We start from the raw sequence: 23,138 nt of genomic DNA, 5'->3' as shown, positions 1-23,138 counted from the left end.
TGGCTTGGACAAAACATTACGTGAGTAAACTCGCATAAGCGGTTCCCGCTAGCCCGGACAGACGGTTTCCCGTCTGCCGGACTTGCGGTGTTACCGCACAAGAATATTCAAAAGGATAATGTGATTACTTATCGCTGGACAATTTCTGATACAGGAATTGGCATGAGTGAAGAATTTCTGCAACATATTTTTGAACCTTTTTCACAAGAACAAGCGGATGCCCGCAGCGTTTATCATGGAACCGGACTTGGTATGTCTATTGTGAAAAAAATGGTTGATAAAATGGGTGGTATGATTTCTGTTACCAGTGAAATTGGAAAGGGATCAACCTTTGTAATTGAACTGCCTTTTGAGATAGCATCTGCACCAGAAAAAGCTAAGAAGGAAGAGACTGATAAGAAGAATAATATTCATGGTTTGAATCTTATGTTAGTCGAGGACAATGAGTTGAATGCCGAGATTGCAGAAATGCTTTTGGAAGATGAAGGTGCAATTATTACAATGGCCAATGATGGGCAGCAGGCTGTTGAATTATTCAATAATAATCCAGTGGGAACATTCGATGCAATTCTTATGGATATCATGATGCCGGTAATGGATGGACTAGCAGCTACTAAAGCGATTCGATCATTAAATCGACCAGATGCAGGCACAGTTCCGATCATTGCAATGACCGCCAATGCTTTTGAGGAAGATGTACAGAAATGTTTAGATGTAGGAATGAATGCACATTTAGCAAAACCTTTGGATATTGAAAAAGTGAAAAAAACTATTTGTGAACAGATAAAAATAGATTGTATAAAAAAAAATAAATGTCTGTGATTGCTTTGCTATTAAATTGACACAGGTTTGCTGTAGAGTATAATTACTGTTACAGACACTGAAAAATATAAAAACGGAGGTATCGTATGAAGGCACATAAATACTGGTCACTAGGAGCGTTAATTACAATGCTTGGTACTTTTTATACAGGACAAAAAGGTTCAAAATCAAATCATAAATATTTTGCAGTGGGTTCTCTTTTGTGCATGATAATGGCTATATATACAGGGCATAAAATGATTTCCGGAAATAGGAAAGCAAAGGTTAATAAAGAGAAAGCGGCAAAGACGGAGGAGTAAAGAATGCTTGAAGTAGGAATAAAGGCACCAGATTTTGAGTTACCAGATCAGAATGGAAAAATCCATAGATTATCCGATTATGCAGGAAAGAAAGTGATTTTATATTTTTATCCAAAGGACAATACAGCAGGATGTACGAAGCAGGCATGTGGTTTTTCAGAAAGATATCCTCAATTCATGGAAAAGGGGGTGGTCATTCTTGGGGTTAGTAAAGATTCCGTAGCATCTCATAAAAGATTTGAAGAAAAATACGGACTTGCATTTACACTTTTAGCTGATCCGGAACGTAAAGTTATTGAAGCGTATGATGTCTGGAAAGAAAAGAAAAACTATGGAAAAGTTTCTATGGGTGTGGTAAGAACTACATATCTTATTGATGAGTGTGGAATCATTATAAAAGCAAATGATAAAGTCAGGGCGGCGAATGATCCTGAAAACATGATTAAGGAATTGGCATAATGAAGATTATATTATCACCTGCAAAAAAAATGATTACCGATACAGATAGTATAGCACCAGTTGGACTGCCAGAATTTATTGACAGGACAGCAGAGATATTGAACTGGATGAAAAGCAGATCAAAAGAAGAATTAAAAGCTATCTGGAAATGTAATGACAAGATTGCAGAACAAAATTTCAACAGATTAGAAAATATGGATCTTTATAATATGCTTACACCGGCTGTTTTATCGTATGAGGGAATCGCATTTCAGTATATGGCACCATCTGTGTTTGAAAACCAGCAGTTTGATTATATACAAAATCATTTGAGGATACTGTCTGCGTTTTATGGTGTTCTAAAACCGATGGATGGTGTGACCCCTTATCGCCTGGAGATGCAGGCGAAAGCTGAAATAGAAGATACAAAAAATCTATATGACTATTGGGGTGAAAGATTATATCGTTCAGTGCTTGATGACAGCAGGATTATCATTAATCTTGCATCAAAAGAATACTCGAAATGTATAGAAAAATATTTATCAGATAAAGACAAATATATTACGGTTACGTTTTGTGAACAATCAGGGGATAAACTGGTAACAAAAGGTACATATGCTAAGATGGCTCGTGGTGAGATGGTCAGATATATGGCAGAAAAAGAAATTGAAAATCCTGCAGACGTACAAACGTTTGACAGACTTGGATACAATTTTAGAAGAGATTTATCATCTGAAATGGAATATGTTTTTGAACGAAAAATTATGGAATAAGATTGTGCGAAAAAGGGATATTTACAAAGTGCTATCATCATTTTAAAAATAGTAATTATTACTAATTTAATGTTGACATTTTAAAACTTCTGATATATACTTCTAATTAAGAACAAATCCTAATAAGGAGGACAAATGACTAACAGAAGAAATACAATTCAGAAAGATCTTGTGAAAAATGCCGTATATGAAATGAAAAGGCATGTTACAGCAAATGAAGTATATGAATTTCTAAAGATGGAATATCCTACCATTGGAAAAGGAACGGTATATAGAAATCTTGATATACTGTCAGAAGAAGGGGCTCTGAGAAAGGTTGAAGTGCCAGATGGAGCAAACCGGTTCGATATCACATTGAAAAATCATTATCATGTGAGATGCATAAAATGTGGTGAGGTATCGGATGTAGATATGGAGGAAAAACCGGATTTAATGAAAAGAATTCATGATACGCATGGAATTGATTTTTTGGAATATGATATTTCTTTTAAAGGCATTTGTCCGAGATGCAGGGAGAAGATGAAGGAGGAGCAGAATGGATAAAAAAGCAATGTATAAGCTGAGTTATGGATTATTTGTACTGACTGCCAGAGAAGCCCAAAAGGATAATGGCTGTATCATTAACACTGCGATCCAGGCGGCATTGGAACCAAATCAATTAAGTATCTGTGTAAATAAGGCAAATTATACACATGAAATGATCCAAAGGACCGGAAAATTCACAGTGTCAGTATTAAGCCAGAGTGCCCAGTTTGAATTATTTAAACATTTTGGTTTTCAATCCGGGCGGGATATGAATAAGTTTGAAACATTTGAAAAATGTGCAAGGGGCGAAAATGGCATTTACTATATCACAGAAGGAACAAATGCGTATATTTCTGTAAGTGTTAATAAAACAGAAGATCTGGGTTCCCATACAATGTTTATTGGCGAAATAACAGATATGGAAGTCTTAAGTGATATCCCTTCTGTAACATATGAGTATTATCAGAATCACATAAAACCTAAGCCACAGGCAGTAGGAAAAACAGAAGATGGTCAGACAATATGGCGCTGCAGGATCTGTGGATATGAGTATGTAGGAGAAGAATTACCGGATGATTTTGTATGTCCTTTGTGCAAACATCCGGCATCAGATTTTGAAAAAGTGATAAAGAAAGCGGAGGTAAAGGAAATGGCAGTAAACAAATACGCAGGAACACAGACAGAGAAAAATTTACAGGAGGCATTTGCAGGAGAGTCACAGGCAAGAAATAAATATACTTATTTTGCTTCTGTTGCAAAAAAGGAAGGCTATGAGCAGATGTCAGCATTGTTCTTAAAAACAGCCGATAATGAGAAAGAACATGCAAAAATGTGGTTCAAGGAGCTGGCTGGAATTGGTGACACAAAAGAAAATTTAGCTGCTGCTGCAGAAGGTGAAAACTACGAGTGGACAGATATGTATGAAGGATTTGCCAAAACAGCAGAGGAAGAAGGTTTTCCGGAACTTGCTGCAAAATTCAGAGCGGTAGGAGAGATTGAGAAACATCATGAAGAAAGATACCGTGCACTTCTTAAAAATATCGAAACTGCACAGGTATTTGAAAAGAGTGAAGTGAAAGTTTGGGAATGCCGTAACTGCGGACATATTGTAGTAGGAACAAAAGCACCGGAAGTATGCCCGGTATGCAATCACCCGCAGAGTTATTTTGAAGTACATGCAGAAAATTATTAATGTGAATTGCAGATATGAATATGGGTATGTCTGTTATACGATACAATGAGGAACGGAAATGAACAAACTGAAAATATTATCCGGAGCACAATTAAAGTATATCGCATTTACAACTATGCTCATAGATCATGTAAATAAGGCTCTGATTTATCCTAATTTGAATGGAGGAATATTGCTTGTGATAAGTGATATTTTTGACATATTAGGAAGAATAGCTTTCCCGATCTTTATATTTTTATTGATAGAAGGTTATTTCAGAACGACAAACAGGTGGAAATATTTAGGTATGCTTCTTTTGTTTGGAATAATCTCAGAAATTCCATATGACATGTTTACAACGGCATCCTATTTTGAGCCAAATGGAAATAATATTATGTTCACATTGGCTTTGGTACTCGTTATCATTTGGATCATAGATACATTAAAAGAAAAAATAGGAGTACGCTGGCGTATATTATGGTATTTCATTTCCGCTGTAATCGTGGGAGCCGGATGCCTGAGTGCGATGATATTGGGATTGGATTATGAGTATCATGCAGTCTTAATTGGGTATTTTTTATATATTTTTCATGAAAAACCTGTTTGGCCAATTCCATTTTGCTTTTTGGCTATGTATAAAGAACCGTGGGCATTATTGGGATTTGGATTAACCCTTACATATAATGGAGAACGGGGAAGGCAGAATAAGATTGTAAATTATTTGTTTTATCCAGTACATCTCTTCGTTCTGGGTATGATAAAAATGTATTTTGGATTTTAATAATACTTAAGAAAATCAGAATTAGGAGGATTAACTAATGAAATACGTATGTGATGTTTGCGGATGGGAGTATGATGAAGAGGAAGGATATCCAGAAGGTGGTATCGCACCGGGAACAAAATGGGAAGATGTTCCGGAAGATTTTGAATGTCCGTTATGTTCCGTAGGAAAAGATCAGTTCTCAGAAGTATAAATAAATTATGATGGGATTATATCAATGAAAAAAGAGCAACTTGCTATAGATATTGTCGGACTGGCAGGAGCCTGCTCATATGCCTTGGATTGTATTGAAGCAGAACTGGTAAATATCAAAAATAAACATGGGAAAAGAGTTGCATATATAAGTGTGCGTATGGCTGAATACTGGGCAATCCAAAGTGATGCGCTGCAAGATTTAGCCATATGTGCATTGTTACATGATAACGCTCTGACACAATATATTTCTGAAGAATTGAAAAATAATTCGGATATTGATTTATCAGAAGAAAAACGAATCTCCATTGCATTTATGGTGAGAAAAATATTTCAAAAATTCCATTTAAAACAGATGTTTCAAATGTCATATTATATCACCATGAACATGCTGATGGAACGGGTCCATTTCAGAAGACATGGCAGGAAACACCATTATTTGCAAGAATTATTCATCTTGCTGATATGATTGATATCATTGGAAACAGTAAGGATTTTAATGAGCAGAGATGGGACTTTATATGCCAGTATCTTTCAAAAAACAAGGATCGGTTATTTGATTCCGAATGTGTGGATGCTTTTCTTAAAGCATTCTCAAAAGAATCCTTCCAGGATTTAAGGGATGATTCTTTTGAATCAGAGCTATGGAAAATCATCCCAAGGGAAAAACAAGATCTTGACTGGGAAACGTGTAAAAATGTTGCAGATTTCTTTGCAAAGATTGTAGATTATAAATCGCCTTTTACCAGTATGCATTCTATAGGGGTGGCTGAAAAAGCGGCTCTCTTTTCCAAATACATAGGGTTTGATTCAATAAGTGTACAGAAAATGTATCTGGCAGGTGCTTTGCACGATATCGGAAAAATGGCAATTGGTAATGAAATTTTGGAAAAACCGGATAAACTTACGGATGATGAATTTTCAAAAATGAAAAATCATGCTGGTTATACATATCTCATATTGTCGGAAGTTAATGATTTTGAGAAAATACGAGACTGGGCGGCTCTTCATCATGAAAAGTTAAATGGAAAAGGATATCCTTTTGGAAAAACTGCTGATGAATTAAATGAGCCAGAACGTATTATGGCGTGCATTGATATTTATCAGGCACTTACCGAAGACAGACCTTATAAGAAGGGTTTGTCACATGACAAAGCGTGTGGGATACTTGATGATATGGCACAGAAAGGCTTTGTTGATTCTGATATTTCAAACAAGATTAGAGAGTGCTTCAAATAAGCGTGTTAAAGCGTGTGATTTTATTCAATAAAATTGCAATTTATACTTAATCTGACAAATTTGAAATACAATATAAAATAGAGTGTATGGAAAATTTCATATGCTCTATTTTTTTGCCCATTTTTGGGAAAAAGTGATTAAAAAACTATTGACATTTTGTTACTGGAAAAACAGCAAAGAGTATTTTGATTTCCTGTGGTGCAAGGCTTGCACCGTTTGACATTGCAGAGCTTCGTGAGATCATGAGCTATGATGAGATGGAATTGGATATGGTAGGTGACCAGAGGACAGCACTGTTTATTATCATTTCTGATACGGATGATACCTTTAACTTTGTTGTGGCGATGATGTACAGCCAGTTATTCAACCTGTTATGTGACAGAGCGGACGATGTACATCATGGAAGATTGCCATATCATGTCAGAATCCTCTGTGACGAGTTCGCAAATATCGGTCAGATTCCAAAGTTTGACAAGCTGATCGCCACCATCCGTAGCAGGGAAATCTCTGCATCTATTATCCTCCAGTCGCAGTCCCAGTTAAAGACGATCTACAAAGATGCAGCTGAGACAATCTTAGGTAACTGCGACACGATGTTATTCCTTGGCGGTAAGGAAAGTTCGACCTTAAAGGAGATTTCCGAGACGCTGGGAAAAGAAACGATTGATTTATATAACACTTCGGACACCCGTGGACAGAGCCGTTCTTACGGTATGAACTATCAAAAAACAGGAAAGGAATTGATGAGCCGGGACGAACTTGCGGTCATGGATGGCAGCAAATGTATCTTGCAGCTTCGAGGTGTAAGACCATTTTTCAGTGACAAGTTCGATATTACCAAACACAAACGGTATAAGGAGCTGTCAGACTACGATAAGAAAAATGAGTTTGATGTGGAAGCGTATATGCGGCATCGGATGGAAGTGAAACTGACGAGGACACAGGAATTTGACCTGTATGAGTTTTCGGAAGAGAGTCTGGCAAAAGAATTAAATACAGAAAACAAGGAAGCAGAGCATGTGAAAGATTCGGACACATAGCTCTTTTTTCTTTGCCCTTTTGGGAGGTGATGGATTTGAGAGATCATGAAAGGCCGCCCGTAAGGGCAGAGCCGGAAAAGACTTCTTAAAGATAGAAACCAAAGAAATACAGAGATTTGAAAGGAGACAACGAATATGGCGTTTTTAATCAGGCAATCAATATTTTACAGACACTAGTGGTGGCAATCGGAGCAAGACTTGCAGTATGGGGTGTTATTAACCTGTTAGAAGGATATGGAAACGACAACCCAGGTGCAAAGTCCCAGGGGATCAAGCAGCTGATGGCAGGAGGCGGTGTCGTTCTGATTGGCACCCAGCTGGTACCGTTACTGTCCGGATTGTTCAGCTGAGAGAAGCAGGAGGGAGATGACTCATGGATCGGATATTTGAAGCGATTGAAGAATGGATGAGGAATCTTCTGACAGGCATGGTAAGTTCCAACCTGACAACAATGTATACCGATGTCAATGAAAAGACCGGTCAGATTGCTGCTCAGGTTGGGCAGACACCGCAGGGCTGGAATAGCAGCATTTACAGCATGATACAGAATCTTTCCGAGTCGGTCATTGTACCGATTGCCGGTATGATTATCACATTTGTACTTTGTTATGAGCTGATCTCCATGTTGACGGAAAAGAACAACATGCACGACATCGACACCTGGATGTTCTTTAAATACTTTTTCAAGATGTGGGTGGCAGTCTGGATCGTCAGCCATACCTTTACGATCACGATGGCGGTATTTGATGTCGGGCAGTCCGTAGTCAGCCGGGCAGCTGGAGTTATCAGTTCTGATACAGCGATCAATATAGATACGATGATCTCTACAATGGAAACGGCGATGGAATCTATGGAGATTGGTGAACTTGTCATACTGGCACTGGAAACGATGCTTGTAAGCCTGTGTATGAAGATTATCTCAGTCTTTATTACAGTGATTTTGTATGGACGTATGATTGAGATTTATCTCTATTCGTCCGTTGGAGCGATCCCGTTCGCAACCATGTCCAACCGGGAATGGGGGCAGATCGGGAACAACTATCTTCGTGGATTGTTTGCACTGGCATTCCAGGGATTTTTTATAATGGTCTGCGTGGGAATCTATGCGGTCCTGGTCGCAAACATCCAAATGTCAGATAACATACATTCTGCATTGTTCGGCGTGATGGCATACACGGTGATCCTGTGTTTCAGTCTGATGAAAACAGGAAACTTCGCCCGCAGTATCTTTAACGCCCATTAAGAAAGGAGGAATTGGCAATGGCATTTGTATCTGTGCCTAAAGACTTAACCAAGGTCAAGAATAAGATCATTTTCAATCTGACGAAACGGCAGCTGATCTGCTTTGGGATTGCGGCGGCGGTAGGGCTTCCGTTTTATTTCTTAAGCAGGGGAATTATTGGTTCCAGTAACGCAGCGACCGGGATGTGCCTTCTGATGCTTCCGGCATTTTTGTTTGCCATGTATGAGAAGGATGGGCTTCCGTTAGAAAAGGTCTTAAAAAATATGATCACCGTAAAATTTATCCGTCCTCCGGTACGCAAGTACCAGATGGAAAATATGTACGAGAAAAAATATACCGTGGTCAGAAAGAAGAAAGGGGGAACGAAGAGTGTTAAAAAGAAAAAACGATAGACAGCCGCCACAGAGTTTAGACGAATTATATCCGGATGATTACTGGCTGGATGAGGAGGATGGAGAAGAAGAACTTCCAGACCCCGCAATGAAAAGAAGACCAGTAAGCGGCAGACTGCATGATGAGCCGATGGTGACAGGGTATGAAGCACTGGAACGGCAAAGAGGTGTCCGCAGACCGAACCGGAAACTGACACGCAGGGAAAAGAAAGCCCTCAAAAGGGCACAGAAATATGAAGAAAAACTGCATAAGGAACATGAAAAAGCGGATAAGAAAAATGCAAAAAGGGAAGCAAAGCTGGCAGCCAGAGCAGAAAAGCAGGCAGTGCGTGACGCAAAGAAAAACGCAAAAAAGAAAAAGAGCAGACCTGTCGCAGCACCGTCGGGGCAGCGTCCGGCAGGAAAAGTGGTTTCCGGAACGAAAGGCAGTGGGACAGGAAAGAAAACACCGGATAGTGCCAGAGATAAGAGGATCACTGCACAGCAGTCGATTCCATACCATGAGATGGGAAGGGACGGTATCTGCCGGGTGCAGGACAAGTTTTATTCCAAGACGATCCGTTTTTATGACATCAACTATCAGCTGGCACAGAATGAAGATAAGAACGCCATCTTTGAAAACTGGTGTGATTTCCTGAATTACTTTGACAGCACGATTCATTTTCAGCTGTCTTTTATCAACCAGCACAGCAACATGGCAGAGTATGAGAAGGTCATCCATATCAATCCGCAGGAGGATGCATTTGATGACCTGCGTATGGAGTTTGCCCAGATGCTCAATAACCAGCTGGCAAAAGGAAATAACGGGCTGATGCGTACCAAATATATCACATTTGGGATTGAAGCGGAGAATATCCGGGAAGCACGGCCAAAACTGGAACGTATCGAGTCGGATATTCTGAATAACTTTAAGATCCTTGGGGTATCTGCCTATCCGCTGAACGGAGAGGAACGGTTACAGATCATGTATGAAACCTTTAACCAGGACAGCAAAGTTCCGTTCCATTTCTCTTATGACGATGTACTTCGGACAGGGCTTAGTACCAAGGATTATGTCGCACCGACCAGTTTTGTATTTAAGAATGGAAAAGATTTTGAGATGGGCGGCACGATGGGAGCTGTTTCCTATTTACAGATCCTTGCACCGGAACTTACCGACAAGATGCTGGCAGAGTTTCTGGAGATGGACAGTAACCTGATGGTAAATTTCCATATCCAGTCCATCGACCAGATGAAGGCGATCAAACTGGTGAAAAGCAAGGTGACGGATATTAACCGTATGAAGATCGAGGAACAGAAAAAAGCGGTTCGGGCAGGTTATGACATGGACATTATCCCTTCGGACTTAAATACATACGGTGGGGAAGCAAAAAGGCTTCTGGAAGATCTGCAGTCCAGAAATGAGCGAATGTTCCTTGTGACAGCGTTGTTTTTAAATACCGCACCGACCAAACAGGAATTGGAAAATGTGGTGTTCCAGACTGCCGGCATCGCACAGAAATATAATTGTGCATTGAAACGGCTGGATTACCAGCAGGAGCCGGGACTGATGAGCTGCCTGCCGCTTGCGATGAATTTTGTGCCAATCAAACGGGCACTGACAACGACATCCACAGCAATTTTTGTTCCGTTTACCACACAGGAATTATTTATGGCTGGGGAATCTATTTATTATGGATTAAATGCCCTGTCCAATAACCTTATCATGGCAGACAGGAAGAAGCTGAAAAACCCGAACGGACTGATTCTTGGTACACCGGGTTCCGGTAAGTCGTTTGCGGCAAAACGAGAGATTGCAAACGCATTTATCGTGACGAAAGATGACATTATCGTCTGTGATCCGGAAGGTGAATATTATCCGTTAGTCCGGGCATTTCATGGACAGGTGATCCGTATTTCCCCGACCAGCCACGATTATATCAATCCGATGGATATTAACCTGGATTACGCTGACGATGATGACCCGCTTTCCTTAAAATCGGACTTCATCCTGTCTCTTTGTGAGCCGGTAGTAGGCGGAAAGAACGGACTGGAGCCGGTTGAAAAGACCGTCATTGACCGATGCGTAAGGCTGGTCTATCAGGATTTCCTTTCTGACCCGGTACCGGAAAAAATGCCGATCTTAGAGGATCTATATAATCTTCTCCGTAATCAGAAAGAGCAGGAAGCACAGCGTCTGGCAACGGCACTTGAGATTTACGTCAATGGTTCCTTAAAAGTGTTTAACCATAGAACCAACGTGGAACTGAGTAACCGTATCGTATGTTTTGACATTAAGGATCTGGGAAAACAGCTGAAAAAACTGGGGATGCTGATCGTACAGGACCAGGTGTGGAACAGGGTAACGATCAACCGTTCTGCGAATAAGAGTACCAGATATTACATTGATGAGTTCCATCTGCTCTTAAAAGAGGAGCAGACAGCAGCATACAGCGTGGAGATCTGGAAGCGATTCCGTAAATGGGGTGGTATCCCGACGGGTATCACACAGAACGTAAAAGACCTGTTAGCCAGCCGGGAGATTGAGAACATCTTTGAAAACTCTGACTTTATACTGATGCTCAATCAGGCATCCGGTGACAGACAGATCCTTGCAAAGCAGCTCAACATTTCCCCACACCAGCTTTCTTATGTAACGAACAGCGGGGAAGGTGAGGGACTGGTCTTTTATGGCAGTACCATTATCCCGTTCAAGGATAAGTTTGATAATTCCCTGATGTTGTATGCCCTGATGACTTCCAAGCCGGACGAGGTGGAGAAACGGAAGAAACTTGGTATTGGAGAACGGAACGATTAAAGAAATAAACGAAACAAAATAAAACAGAGTAGAGGATGAGCCGGGAGATACTTCCGGCAATTTTTCTGCCCGGAAATCATGGAGGATTACAAGATGGAAGATTACAGAAACATGGAGAGATGCAGCGGTGAGCCTTGCTGCGTATTTGCAGAAAGAATCTGTGCAGACAATGAAAAGGAGATTTTGAAAATGGAAAAGGACAGAAAGGAAAAAGTAATGGCTGATGAAATGGTGGATGACCTTATCTATCTGGCAGAACTGATTGACTTTACGGGAATTGTATCTTGTCTGGCTGTAAGGGGGACTTTAAGTGAGCGAATGACAGACAAGCTGACGGATTCCATTGCAGGGATGGCAGATGAAGTGTTGGAAAAATGGGAGGACTATCAGGATAAGACAGAATAACCGGTACAAAACAGTAAAGGGGATGGTCAAAGTTGCAGGAGCATGAGTATAAGGCGAGAGATAAAACCGTCCAGAAAATGAGCCGGGATGGTCTGCGGGAAGAAAACCTCCGGAACAAGGAAGAAAAAAGGATCACCGGACGGGATACGGATACCGAGATTTCCCGCAGTGAGAAGAAAGAGGAACTGGATTTTAGTAAACGCAGACATGAACGGCTTAAAGAAGAACGGGAGATGGAGCAGCCGGAGCAGAGTTCCAGAAAACCCAGATATAGCAGGGAACATGTATCCGACCAGGATATAAACTCAGATATGGGTGAAGAGGTAGAAATAGAGGGAGATATTTCCGTTGAAAATGGAGAAAATCCCAAATCTGCCTTTCGCACAGAGAGTATCCGTGGACAGCCAAGAGGGGAACGGGCATATCTGGAGACAGTTGCAGACAGCCGGGATCTTCGGAAGAAAAAGATGGTCAGGGATTATGCTGCAAAGGAAAGAAGGAAGGAAAAGGAGACTTCCAGAGAAGAAAAAGCAGCCAAAAGAGAATCTGCCCGTTACCGGGAAACTTCCGAAGTGATGGAAGATTCCCTGGATAAGTTCCACGAGGAGATCAAAGGCAAGTCCAAAAGGGAACGGGTGCTGAAGGAACAGCGGAAAAAAGTTTCCCGTTTGTCTTTTGGTGATGAGGGTGACGGCATGGTACATGGTGCCGGGATCGGTATCCGGAATCCGGCATCGGAAGTCAAAGATGCGGCAGTCACAGCAGCACACTGGAAAACGCACGAAGAAGAGGATGAAAATGCGGCAGTGGAAGGGGCACACCGGGCAGAGCTTGTCGGGGAAAGCCTTGCAAGGAAATCCATCTACATGCGGGAACGGCTGAAAGGGTGAAGGGAAGAATCTCGGAGATTAAAAGAAAGCGTCCTGGATGAAGCAGAAAGGAGCAGGCTGATATTTGAGACTGCCTATGGAAATGAAGCGAAGGACGCAGTGAAAAGAGAAGCAGAGAAGAAAAAGAAATCTGCCCTGCAGAAACTCTTTCAGAAGAAGCGTTACCAGAAGCAGTATCAGGCAGCCAGACAGAGTAAAAAAGTAAAGGATGCAGCGATCACTTCCGCACAGAAGTTTACGGAAAAAGCGAAAGATGCCGTCAAGATGGTGGCGGCACAGAACCGGGGGATTTTTGCCACGGTAGCTGTCTTTGCTCTGATCTTTGTGCTGATCGCAGCCAGTTTTACCAGCTGTACGGCATCTTTGCAGGGAGCTTCTTCCGCAATCATCTCTACCAGCTATTCCAGTACGGATGAAGATATTTATGCCGCTGAAAATGCGTACCGTGCCTTGGAAGAAGCACTGAATACACAGATCAATCAGATGGAATCCACCCATCCGGATTATGACGAATACCGGTACCAGATTGATGAGATCGGTCATAACCCATATCAGTTGATCTCTTATCTTACGGTAAAATACGGCGGCTTCACTTACGATGAAGTGGCAGAGGAGATTAAGGAGATCTTCCGACAGCAGTATGGAATCACCACAGACTCTACCAGAGAAACAGTTACAGAAACCAAGACTGTCCGGGTAGGGGAGTCCTTGGGACTGGTTGTGACAAGTGGGTACTGTAACTGCCCGATCTGCTGTGGCCAGTGGAGTGGCGGACCGACAGCCAGTGGGGCAATGCCGACAGCAAACCATACGATTGCCGTGGATGCGGCGAATCCATTTGTGCCGATCGGAACCCATGTAGTCATGAACGGTGTGGAATATGTAGTAGAAGATACCGGAGCGTTCGCAAGATATGGGGTACAGTTCGATGTTTACTATGACAATCATGCGGCGGCATCCGCACATGGACACCAGACATGGGAAGCCTACATAGCAGACAGCAATGGAAACCAGGAAGTGCAGGTCACGACTACAAAAGAGGTGAACCGTCTGGATGTGACGATGACAAACCACAGCCTGGATGCCGTGTTAAGGAGCCGTATGACAGAGGAAGAACAGGAACGCTACGATGCGTATAACAAATATTATGGCAACCGTGATTATCTGTTTGATCTAAACAGCATACCCACCGGAAGCAGTGGATTTGGTTACGACATACCGGCAGATGCTTTATCTGATCCACAGTTTGCAAAAATGATACAGGTAGCAGAAAAATATCTGGGTGTTCCATATGTATGGGGCGGTTATTCCCCAAGTGGTTTTGACTGTTCCGGCTTTGTAAGCTGGGTTATCAATAACTGTGGAAATGGATGGAATGTCGGAAGATGTACTGCCGATGAGCTGCGGTCACACTGTTCGCAGGTATCACCATCGGAGGCAAAACCGGGAGATCTGATCTTCTTCCAGGGAATCTATGACACACCGGGAGCAAGCCATGTGGGAATCTATGTCGGCAATAACATGATGATTCACTGTGGCAAGCCTGTCCAGTATACCAGCATTGCAAGTGCTTACTGGCAGGAACATTTTATGGCGTTTGGTCGTCTGCATTAGAGGAGGTGACAGGGCAGATGAACATGAAATTAAAAAAACTTCTGAATGATATTCAGAAAACAGAGGATAAGATCGCTGAATTACAGGAACACCTGAAGCGGCAGAATACATTGAGACAGCAGATGGAAGATATAGAGATCGTTAAGTCGTTCCGTTCCATGAAGCTGGACAGCCGCAGCCTGCTTGTCCTGCTTGACGGGATTCAGAAAGGAACCGTTACGATTCAGATGGATGAGGACGGCGGTATCACGGTGGAGGATGCAAAAGCTCCGCAGAAAAAGGAAAACAACGAAGAAGTTCACAGACCACCTGTTGGTCAGATGACAGAAAGAGAGGTTTTAGACGATGAGGAATAAAGTGGTAAAGAAACTGCTTATGATTGCCATGGCAGTCACCATGATCTCCGGGACATCCATTGCTACGGTTTATGCAAACGCAAACCCACCGGCGGAGGAGACAACGACACAGGTAGTAGAAGAAACGGCAACAGAATCAACAGAAGATACGGAGAAGAAAGAGGATACCGGAAGGGTCACCGGGGAAGGGGATAATTCGGCTTTTTCTACTCCGGGAAATGCCCAGCTGGTGGATGATAAGGAAAATGATGATACGAAACAGTTCCTTACCATCCAGACCAAGAAGGGAAATACATTTTATATGGTCATTGACCGTTCCAGCAATACAGAAAACGTGTACATGATGTCCCTGGTCGATGAGAATGACCTGGCAGAATTTCTGGATGAGACAGAAAAGAGCAAAGAAACCGAAGAATCAACCGTAGTGATTCCGGAAACCACACCGGAAACTACCCCGGCAGTAGAGGAGGAAACCGAAGTGAAGAAAGAAGAAAAGACGGGAATGAATGTAAAAGGACTTGGAGCAATCGTACTTGCAGTGATTCTTGGAGTGGCAGGGATTGCCGTTTATAAAAAGCATGGACGTGGCAAAGAGGAGGACTATGTAAGCGAACAGCTGGAGTTTTCTGATGGACCGTATGTAAATGAAGAAGAGGATGAGGAAGAATAAACTTCCATCTTCAAAGAAGCAACCAAAATAAGGACAGGGGCAGCCAGAGTAGTTTGGCTGCCCTTTTTCAGTAGAAAGGACAGAAAAACGTATGTCAAAATTTTTAGTGATCGCAGAGAAACCAAGTGTGGCACAGAGTTATGCCAAAAACCTGTCAGCTTATAAAAAAGAGGACGGATATTTAGAAGGGGAGAGCTGTATTGTCAGCTGGTGCCTTGGGCATCTGGCAGAGTATGCACAGCCGGAGGAATATGACCCGAAATATGAGAAATGGCAGTTTGATGACCTTCCGATTCTCCCGCAGGTCTGGAAGTTGAAAGTTTCCAGAGATAAAAAGAAACAGTTTGATGTGTTAAAAAGCCTGATGAACCGGGCAGATGTGGACTATCTGGTAAATGGCTGTGATGCAGGAAGGGAAGGGGAACTGATCTTCCAGAGAGTGTATGACCTTGCCGGATGCAGGAAACCGGTGAAGCGTTTATGGATCAGTTCCATGGAAGATACGGCAATCCGGACAGGTTTTCAGACAATGAAAGGAGCAGAGGAATACCGGAATATCTGCATGGCTGCGGTATGCAGGGCACAGGCAGACTGGCTGATCGGAATGAACGGAACTAGGGCATATACGACCTGTTATTTTAAACGTCTGGTTGTGGGCAGAGTGCAGACGCCAACGCTTGCCATGCTTGCGGAACGTCAGGATAAGATTGAGCATTTTCAGAAAGAAGCCTTTTATAAAGTAGCACTGACAGACGGAAGGCTTACGGTAGTTTCTGAAAATATTGCAAATGAGGAAGCAGCCGATCTCCTTGCTTCCTTATGTATGGATTCGGAAGCAGTGATTACACAGATAAAGAGGGAACAAAAGAAAGCGTTTCCTCCCAAACTTTATGATCTGACCAGTCTGCAAAGGGAAGCAAACCGTTACTTTGGCTATACGGCAAAGAAAACACTGGATATGCTGCAGGAATTATATGAAGAAAAGCTGGTCACTTATCCAAGAACGGACAGCCAGTTCGTGACGGAGGATATGAGGGATACCGTAGAGGAACTGGTAGGGAAAATGCCAGTCTTACTTCCGTTCTTGGATTATGGACAGCTGGGACATAACATCACCAGAGTGATTAACAATGCAAAAGTATCCGACCATCATGCGATTCTTCCAACAAAAGAAGCCGTAGAAAAAGGAATCTCTGATCTGACAGCGGACAAAAAGAACCTGATGATGCTGGTCTGCCAGCAGCTGGTGCAGGCAACAGGGGAAGAGTATCAGTATGAGCAGACGGATATTATGGTCAAATGTCAGGGACATGATTTTACTGCCAGAGGAAAAGTGCCGGTGCAGATGGGATTTAAAGCGGCGGGGAATGCCTTTAAGAACCAGTGCGTGAAAGCCAAGCCGGAAGAAGAAACGGAAAAAGAAACTTCCATCCCATATGGATATGAAGAAGGAATGACGCTTTCTCCGGTAAAGGCAGAAAAGACAGTGCATTTTACTTCCCCGCCAAAACCATTCAATGAAGATACCCTCCTTGCCGCTATGGAAACCGCAGGGAATAAAGACTTTGATTCGGAGACAGAGAAGAAAGGACTGGGGACTCCGGCAACCAGGGCAGGTATCATTGAAAAACTGGTTTCTTCCGGCTATGTAGTCAGAAAAGGAAAGCAGATCTTGCCAAGCACAGAGGGCAGGGAACTGGTGAATGTCATGCCGGCTTATCTGAAATCTGCCGCAATGACTGCCGAATGGGAAAATCAGCTTTTAATGATGGAAAAAGGGCAGATCACCGATACACAGTTTATGGGTGAGATCACTTCTTTAGTCGATAAGATTCTTTCTGTGTGCAGGGAAATACCGGAAACGGAAAGGAGAAGGTTCCAGAAAGCAAGGGAAGTGATCGGTAAGTGTCCGGTCTGCGGCTCTGATGTCTACGAAGGAAAGCAAAATTTTTACTGCTCCAACAGGCAGTGTGATTTTGCCCTTTGGAAAGAAAACCGTTTCTTAGGAAGCATGGAGAAAACACTGGATAAAAAGATGGCAGTGGAGCTTCTTGATAAAGCCTGCACCCATGTAAAAGGGCTGTATTCCAGAAAAAAAGATATAAAGTTTGACGCAGATCTTTTACTGACACTGGAGGACGGAAAGCCAAGGTTCCATCTGGAATTTCCAAAGAAGAAAAAGAAATAAGGCAAGGAGGTAGGCAGTATGTCGAAATTACAGGACATCCGGGAACTGGCACAGGAACATGCGACATTGGTGAGCAGTTCGCCAAGGGACTGGATGGGTTATATGGATACCGCAGCGAGACTATACCGGTATCCTTTTACAGACCAGTTACTGATCCACGCACAGCATCCACAGGCAACCGCCTGTGCGTCCCTGGAACTGTGGAATGAGAAAATGTTCCGCTGGGTAAACCGGGGAGCTAGGGGAATCGCCCTGCTTGACGGGAATGGTCATAATACCAGACTCCGGTATGTGTTTGATATTTCAGATACGCACATGGTGGCAGGCGGAAGAAGCCCTTACCTGTGGCAGATGCAGGAACATCAGCAGGAAGAGATCCTTACCCATCTGGCAGAAGCGTATGGTCTGGAAGAAAAAGATACAGGGACTTTATCGGATGCGTTGATGGCGGTTGCAAGGGAAATGGTCGCAGACAGTCTGGAAGAATATCTGGACGGCTTGGAATATGCAGCGGAAGGAACGTATCTAGAAGATCTGGATGAAGTTACGATCCGCAGTGATTTCCGCCAGCTTGCAACGGACAGTGTATATTACATGCTTTGCAGACGGTGTGGTCTGGAACCGATGGAGCTTCTGGAAGAAGAGGATTTTATGCATATTACCGATTATAACCGGCTGTCTGTACTGACCTTTCTTGGAAATGCAGCAAGCCAGATCAGTGAGAGTGTTCTGATTGACATTGGAAGGACGGTACATAAAATTTCTCTGGAAGAAGCCAGAAAAGAGGTTGAAATTTCCAGTGAAAGGAATTATAATAACTTCAACACGTTAATGCGTGAAAATAAAAATCAGGACGTAGAAAACAACAAAGAAGAAAATATCGAGAATGAAGGAGGAAACGACTATGGAACTGACATATCATCGCAAGGGGGATTACCTGTTTCCGAACCTGACCGTAGAGGAGGAAGAAGTGACGATAGGGAAATACGGGATGCTTCGGAGGAGATTCCTGAAGGAACACAAGAACAGCCTGTATCAGAGCCTGTTCCTGACAGGAAAGCTGAACAGCCATCTGGCAGAAATCGAGAAGGCAGCACAGGAGAGGATGGACAGCCAGATGGAGAAATTGCTGAAGAACCATCCGGCACCGGACAAGGAAGCAGACCCGATGGCCTGGACAGCACATATGAACGCACTGATGGCAACAGCGGAAGAGAGCATCTTGACGGAATTGGTATACAGCTAGTTGAAGATACAAGAGAAGATGGACTGAGTAAAGCAGAGGAAGAAATTGCCTCTGCTTTATCTTTGCCCGAATATCCAACTGCAAATGAACAAAGACGGCAGATCGAGGAAAGAGCAGCAGCCCTTTATGCCGGAGAAATCCCGATTCCAGAAAGCGTTGTCGATGATATTTTACGGACAGGAGGAAACCGGGCGGGCATTCAACTTCGTATCATCTATAATTTTATGAGCGAACAGGCCCCGGAGGAATATACGGAGTTTGTGAAGCGTGAATACCGCAAAGGTGGAAAAGGCTTTCAGATTGATGGAAGTGAATATTCGGTCTGGTTTGATGAAACCGGGATGCAGATCGTAGTGGGGCATACGGTCACAGACCAGATTTTAGATAAGGCATTTTTATCATGGGAAGATGTCAGCGGACGTATCCATCAGCTTTTAGACCAGGGTGAATATGCACCGCAGTCTGTATTGGATGCAGCAAGAAACAATGCAGTAAAAGAACATGCACAGGCTCTTGCCTATATGAAAGGGGATATGGCAGAAGGGGTAGCCGAGATTGTTTTTGATGAGGAGGATTTACCACATCTTCACAGTATCTATCCGGAGATCACGGATTATCTGGAAGAAAAGCTGGAAGATCCACAGTGGCTTTCGGAACTGAATGAAAGACTGGATGCACTGGCAGAAGCCTATGAAGAAAATCATTCTATTATGCGTTTCCATCATTATAATCCTATAAATATCTCAAAGCAGTTTCAGAAGTTTGCGGATGAGGTGATTCCTTATCAGGCTAGGGATGGCTTTGCCTGGAAAGAACATCCGATGTTCATTACACAGGATGAGATTGATGCTTATCTTGCAGGAGGTGGAGCGTATTCGCAGGGCAGGCTTAGGACGTATTCCTTTTATCTGCTGCATGAAGATGAAAGATCGAGGACAGGTTTTATCAAGGAACAGTATGGGATCGGTGGAAGCAGTCATGCACTGTCTGGTGCCGATGATTCACACGCAAACTATGATGGAAAAGGATTATTTCTTGCAAGAGGTGCTTATGGGAATCCATATACGTCAATTTTATTATCCTGGAATAAAGTTGCAAATAGAGTAGCTTATCTGATAAAGAATGACCAGTTCTTGCAGGCAGAAGATTATGCTCGTATGCCGGAATATGAACGGGAGCAGATGGCAAATAAGGTACTCCGTTTTTATGACCGTCTTCCGGAAGAGATGGACAGACCATTTACGGAGGACTTCTTCTGGGAAAAACCAAGAAAAGAAATGATGGTAGTTTTAGAGAATCCAGAGCAGACAGAAGAACTGTTACAGAATATGGATGCAGCATTGGCAGCTCTTCCATTGGATTTTGAAGCGTATGGGACAAACTATCAGCAAAAAACAGAACTTCTTTCGGAACTTCATCAGTATGCAGAAGGAACCTATACGATATTCCCGACACCAGAAGCAGAACCATTCTTTGCAGAACCGTCAGGGCACCAGATGACCATGTTTGATTTCTTGGATACGAAGGCAGTGGCAGAACCGACCGTAGTCGATATGTCAGATGTGGAGGAAATAGAAGAGGAAGAGGTTACTGCCGAAGAATCTATTCTGGAAAGTCAGGAACAGGAAACAACGAAAGATTCTGAGGGACAGGAACCAACTGAACCAGAAGAAGAGACAACAGCTAAAACCGCAGAAGAACTGGCAGAGTCCTGGGATGAGGGTGTTTTTGAGTATCAGGGGTATCACTTTGAAGCAGTAGGGGTATTGCCGGAAGGACTAGAGGGAAAAGATCTGGTTGCACAGACCCGTTCCAATACAGAACTTCATCTGTCGACCTATCATACAGAAGATTTCCCTAAATATTCGTATGATGAGTTTTATGCAGTCAGCAATGCACCAACTGCCGATGTGTTCCGGTGCCTGGAAACCGGACGCAATTATATTCCCGGAGAAAATGAACTGTTTGGATATGAAGGAGAATTCCAGCCATATTTGAAACCGGAAGCAGAAAAGATTGTAACAGAACCGCATAACTTTCGGATTCAGGATAATGACCTTGGAGCAGGCGGTCCGAAAGCAAAGTATAAAGCAAATATGGAAGCCATCCATTTGTTACAGACTTTGGAGAAAGAAGAACGTCTGGCAACACCCGAAGAACAGGAAATCTTATCCCGTTATGTTGGCTGGGGTGGTATCCCACAGGCATTTGAGGAGAGTAACAGCAGCTGGGCGAATGAGTATCTGGAATTAAAGAATACTTTATCGCCGGAAGAATACAGTGCAGCAAGGGCATCGACCTTAAATGCTTTTTATACGTCCCCGACCGTGATCCGAAGTATGTATGAAGTACTGGAAAATATGGGACTGAAACAGGGAAATATTCTGGAGCCGTCCTGTGGTGTCGGTAACTTTATGGGACTGATCCCGGAGAGTATGGGCAAAGACAATATGTACGGTGTGGAACTCGACCCGGTTTCGGGAAGAATCGCAAAACAGCTTTACCAGAAAAACAAGATTGCAGTACAGGGATTTGAGGAAACCAGTTATCCGGACAGCTTTTTTGACTGTGTGATAGGCAATGTTCCATTTGGGGCGTATCAGGTCAGTGACCGCAGATATGACCGGCATCATTTTATGATCCATGATTATTTTATTGCAAAATCCCTTGATCTGGTCCGTCCGGGCGGTGTAGTTGCAGTGGTAACTTCCAGTGGAACGATGGATAAGCAGAACCCGGCAGTGAGACAGTATATCGCAAACCGGGCAGAACTGCTTGGAGCCATCCGATTACCGAATAATGCGTTCCAGAGAAATGCCAATACCAGCGTTGTTTCTGATATTCTGTTTTTCCAGAAAAGGGACAGGGCATCCATTGAGGAACCGGAATGGTTAAATTTAAAGGAAACACCAGAAGGCTATTCAGTCAATGCTTATTTTGCAGAGCATCCGGAAATGGTGCTTGGTGAGTTTACTACAGAAAGTACCCAGTATGGAAAGCAGGAAGTGACCGTAAAACCAAAAGAAGGAATTACCTTAGAAGAACAATTAAAAGAAGCTGTCCAGAATATCCATGGCACGATCACGGAACTGGAACTTTCGGATACAGAGCTGGAGGAGGATGTTGTCTTTATACCGGCAGACCCGGATGTAAAGAATTTCAGTTTTACCGTAGTGAATGAGGAAGTCTATTACCGGGAAAATTCTGTGATGAACTGCATGGAGCTTCCGGCAATGACAGCGGAACGTGTCAAAGGGATGGTGAAGATCCGTGATGTTACGAATGAACTGATCCGGTGTCAGATGGAAGAGGGAAGCGATGAGCAGATCACAAAGCTGCAGGAAAAACTCAATGAAGAATATGATATCTTTACAGCAAAATATGGTCTTATCAGCAGCAATGCCAATAAGAGGGCATTCAGTCAGGACAGCAGCTATTGTCTTTTGACTTCTCTGGAATTTCTGGATGATAAGGGAGAACTGAAACGGAAAGCGGATATTTTTACCAAAAGGACGATCCGCAGGGCAGAAACGGTAACTTCCGTGGATACTGCCAGTGAAGCACTTGCGGTTTGCATTGGTGAGAGGGCAGGCGTTGACCTTTCCTATATGGCACAGCTTTCAGGGAAAACAGAAGAGGAGCTTACAGAAGAACTGGCAGGGGTGATCTTTAAGAATCCGATCAGTGAAAAATGGGAGCCGTCGGACGAATATCTTTCTGGAAATGTGAGGGAGAAACTGCAGATCGCCAAACAGTTTGCAGAAGATCACCCGGAATATCAGGTGAATGTGCAGTATTTGGAGCAGGTACAGCCAAAAGATCTGGATGCATCAGAGATCAACTACAATATGATTGATGGACTGATGAACAACATTCCAAGGAAAAAAGATAAAAATGCTCCACGAAGATCGGTACTGAAACGACTCCGTAATCATCAGAAGAAGATAGCCAGTCAGAGAAAAGGACAGCCACAGAAGGAAATCGAAGAAGAAATGGAGAGGAAGAAGAAATAGTTTTTAAGAAGTGGATGTTACTGTAACTTTTAGTTAAAGTAGCA

Annotated in this window: 17 protein-coding genes and 4 pseudogenes; all 21 read left to right on the top strand. The window is 42.9% G+C overall.

The window, feature by feature from the left end:
• Positions 1 to 120 precede the first annotated feature (120 nt).
• Positions 121 to 822, top strand: coding sequence for an ATP-binding response regulator (locus tag ACTNB8_RS08410; RefSeq protein WP_441053830.1), 702 nt, complete (start codon positions 121 to 123; stop codon positions 820 to 822).
• Positions 823 to 908: 86 nt separating this feature from the next.
• A complete protein-coding gene (locus tag ACTNB8_RS08405) occupies positions 909 to 1,121 on the top strand; it encodes a DUF6219 family protein (RefSeq protein WP_279207536.1) in 213 nt (70 codons plus the stop codon).
• A 3-nt stretch (positions 1,122 to 1,124) separates the two neighbouring features.
• The gene (locus tag ACTNB8_RS08400) at positions 1,125 to 1,580 is read left to right on the top strand and encodes a peroxiredoxin (RefSeq protein ID WP_441053829.1); all 456 of its coding nucleotides are present in this window, start codon (positions 1,125 to 1,127) and stop codon (positions 1,578 to 1,580) included.
• Positions 1,580 to 2,332, top strand: coding sequence for a peroxide stress protein YaaA (gene yaaA / locus ACTNB8_RS08395; RefSeq protein WP_441053828.1), 753 nt, complete (start codon positions 1,580 to 1,582; stop codon positions 2,330 to 2,332). The genes ACTNB8_RS08400 and yaaA overlap by 1 nt, the downstream gene beginning before the upstream one ends.
• A gap of 135 nt (positions 2,333 to 2,467) precedes the next feature.
• A complete protein-coding gene (locus ACTNB8_RS08390) occupies positions 2,468 to 2,875 on the top strand; it encodes a Fur family transcriptional regulator (protein WP_441053827.1) in 408 nt (135 codons plus the stop codon).
• Positions 2,868 to 3,488: pseudogene (locus ACTNB8_RS08385) on the top strand (flavin reductase); the annotation flags it as partial. The gene ACTNB8_RS08390 and the pseudogene ACTNB8_RS08385, both read left to right, overlap by 8 nt.
• Positions 3,489 to 3,506: 18 nt before the next feature.
• Complete coding sequence (gene rbr / locus ACTNB8_RS08380; RefSeq protein WP_249310151.1) at positions 3,507 to 4,049, top strand: rubrerythrin; 543 nt, start codon at positions 3,507 to 3,509, stop codon at positions 4,047 to 4,049.
• A gap of 58 nt (positions 4,050 to 4,107) precedes the next feature.
• Positions 4,108 to 4,809 carry a TraX family protein gene (locus tag ACTNB8_RS08375; RefSeq protein WP_441053826.1) on the top strand — a complete coding sequence of 234 codons (702 nt, stop codon included), beginning with the start codon at positions 4,108 to 4,110 and terminating at the stop codon, positions 4,807 to 4,809.
• Positions 4,810 to 4,846: 37 nt separating this feature from the next.
• Positions 4,847 to 5,002, top strand: coding sequence for a rubredoxin (locus tag ACTNB8_RS08370; protein ID WP_019161201.1), 156 nt, complete (start codon positions 4,847 to 4,849; stop codon positions 5,000 to 5,002).
• Between the two features lie 24 nt (positions 5,003 to 5,026).
• Positions 5,027 to 6,240 (top strand): annotated as a pseudogene (locus tag ACTNB8_RS08365) (HD-GYP domain-containing protein).
• 164 nt (positions 6,241 to 6,404) lie between these two features.
• Positions 6,405 to 7,280, top strand: a pseudogene (locus tag ACTNB8_RS08360) (VirD4-like conjugal transfer protein, CD1115 family); the annotation flags it as partial.
• Positions 7,281 to 7,396: 116 nt separating this feature from the next.
• A complete protein-coding gene (locus tag ACTNB8_RS08355; RefSeq protein ID WP_441053825.1) occupies positions 7,397 to 7,630 on the top strand; it encodes a Maff2 family mobile element protein in 234 nt (77 codons plus the stop codon).
• 23 nt (positions 7,631 to 7,653) lie between these two features.
• The gene (locus tag ACTNB8_RS08350) at positions 7,654 to 8,523 is read left to right on the top strand and encodes a VirB6/TrbL-like conjugal transfer protein, CD1112 family (RefSeq protein ID WP_441053824.1); all 870 of its coding nucleotides are present in this window, start codon (positions 7,654 to 7,656) and stop codon (positions 8,521 to 8,523) included.
• A 17-nt stretch (positions 8,524 to 8,540) separates the two neighbouring features.
• Entirely contained in the window at positions 8,541 to 8,915 is a 375-nt protein-coding gene (locus ACTNB8_RS08345) for a PrgI family protein (protein WP_096241069.1), read from the top strand.
• Positions 8,893 to 11,712, top strand: a complete 2,820-nt coding sequence (locus tag ACTNB8_RS08340) for a VirB4-like conjugal transfer ATPase, CD1110 family (protein ID WP_441053823.1) — start codon at positions 8,893 to 8,895, stop codon at positions 11,710 to 11,712. Before ACTNB8_RS08345 ends, ACTNB8_RS08340 begins: the two co-directional genes overlap by 23 nt.
• 93 nt (positions 11,713 to 11,805) lie before the next feature.
• Entirely contained in the window at positions 11,806 to 12,117 is a 312-nt protein-coding gene (locus ACTNB8_RS08335) for a hypothetical protein (RefSeq protein WP_096241066.1), read from the top strand.
• 32 nt (positions 12,118 to 12,149) lie between these two features.
• Positions 12,150 to 14,621, top strand: a pseudogene (locus ACTNB8_RS08330) (CD1108 family mobile element protein).
• 17 nt (positions 14,622 to 14,638) lie between these two features.
• Complete coding sequence (locus tag ACTNB8_RS08325; protein WP_004612754.1) at positions 14,639 to 14,977, top strand: DUF4315 family protein; 339 nt, start codon at positions 14,639 to 14,641, stop codon at positions 14,975 to 14,977.
• Positions 14,967 to 15,647 carry a CD1107 family mobile element protein gene (locus ACTNB8_RS08320; RefSeq protein ID WP_004612753.1) on the top strand — a complete coding sequence of 227 codons (681 nt, stop codon included), beginning with the start codon at positions 14,967 to 14,969 and terminating at the stop codon, positions 15,645 to 15,647. Before ACTNB8_RS08325 ends, ACTNB8_RS08320 begins: the two co-directional genes overlap by 11 nt.
• A gap of 91 nt (positions 15,648 to 15,738) precedes the next feature.
• A complete protein-coding gene (locus ACTNB8_RS08315) occupies positions 15,739 to 17,835 on the top strand; it encodes a DNA topoisomerase 3 (RefSeq protein WP_441053822.1) in 2,097 nt (698 codons plus the stop codon).
• 18 nt (positions 17,836 to 17,853) lie between these two features.
• Complete coding sequence (locus ACTNB8_RS08310) at positions 17,854 to 23,094, top strand: DUF4316 domain-containing protein (protein ID WP_441053821.1); 5,241 nt, start codon at positions 17,854 to 17,856, stop codon at positions 23,092 to 23,094.
• Positions 23,095 to 23,138: the final 44 nt, after the last annotated feature.

This window comes from Blautia sp. HCP28S3_G10, assembly GCF_052065235.1.
GTDB lineage: Bacteria > Bacillota > Clostridia > Lachnospirales > Lachnospiraceae > Blautia_A.
The sequence above is the reverse complement of the archived record's forward strand: the minus strand, read 5'-3'. Positions and strand labels throughout refer to the sequence as shown.

Coding starts and splice junctions, on each gene's coding strand:
- ACTNB8_RS08405 (WP_279207536.1), top strand. CDS start 909: ATGAAGGCACATAAATACTGGTCACTAGGAGCGTTAATTACAATGCTT.
- ACTNB8_RS08400 (WP_441053829.1), top strand. CDS start 1,125: ATGCTTGAAGTAGGAATAAAGGCACCAGATTTTGAGTTACCAGATCAG.
- ACTNB8_RS08345 (WP_096241069.1), top strand. CDS start 8,541: ATGGCATTTGTATCTGTGCCTAAAGACTTAACCAAGGTCAAGAATAAG.
- ACTNB8_RS08335 (WP_096241066.1), top strand. CDS start 11,806: ATGGAAGATTACAGAAACATGGAGAGATGCAGCGGTGAGCCTTGCTGC.
- ACTNB8_RS08370 (WP_019161201.1), top strand. CDS start 4,847: ATGAAATACGTATGTGATGTTTGCGGATGGGAGTATGATGAAGAGGAA.
- ACTNB8_RS08320 (WP_004612753.1), top strand. CDS start 14,967: ATGAGGAATAAAGTGGTAAAGAAACTGCTTATGATTGCCATGGCAGTC.
- ACTNB8_RS08390 (WP_441053827.1), top strand. CDS start 2,468: ATGACTAACAGAAGAAATACAATTCAGAAAGATCTTGTGAAAAATGCC.
- ACTNB8_RS08315 (WP_441053822.1), top strand. CDS start 15,739: ATGTCAAAATTTTTAGTGATCGCAGAGAAACCAAGTGTGGCACAGAGT.
- ACTNB8_RS08310 (WP_441053821.1), top strand. CDS start 17,854: ATGTCGAAATTACAGGACATCCGGGAACTGGCACAGGAACATGCGACA.
- yaaA (WP_441053828.1), top strand. CDS start 1,580: ATGAAGATTATATTATCACCTGCAAAAAAAATGATTACCGATACAGAT.
- ACTNB8_RS08350 (WP_441053824.1), top strand. CDS start 7,654: ATGGATCGGATATTTGAAGCGATTGAAGAATGGATGAGGAATCTTCTG.
- rbr (WP_249310151.1), top strand. CDS start 3,507: ATGGCAGTAAACAAATACGCAGGAACACAGACAGAGAAAAATTTACAG.
- ACTNB8_RS08325 (WP_004612754.1), top strand. CDS start 14,639: ATGAACATGAAATTAAAAAAACTTCTGAATGATATTCAGAAAACAGAG.
- ACTNB8_RS08375 (WP_441053826.1), top strand. CDS start 4,108: ATGAACAAACTGAAAATATTATCCGGAGCACAATTAAAGTATATCGCA.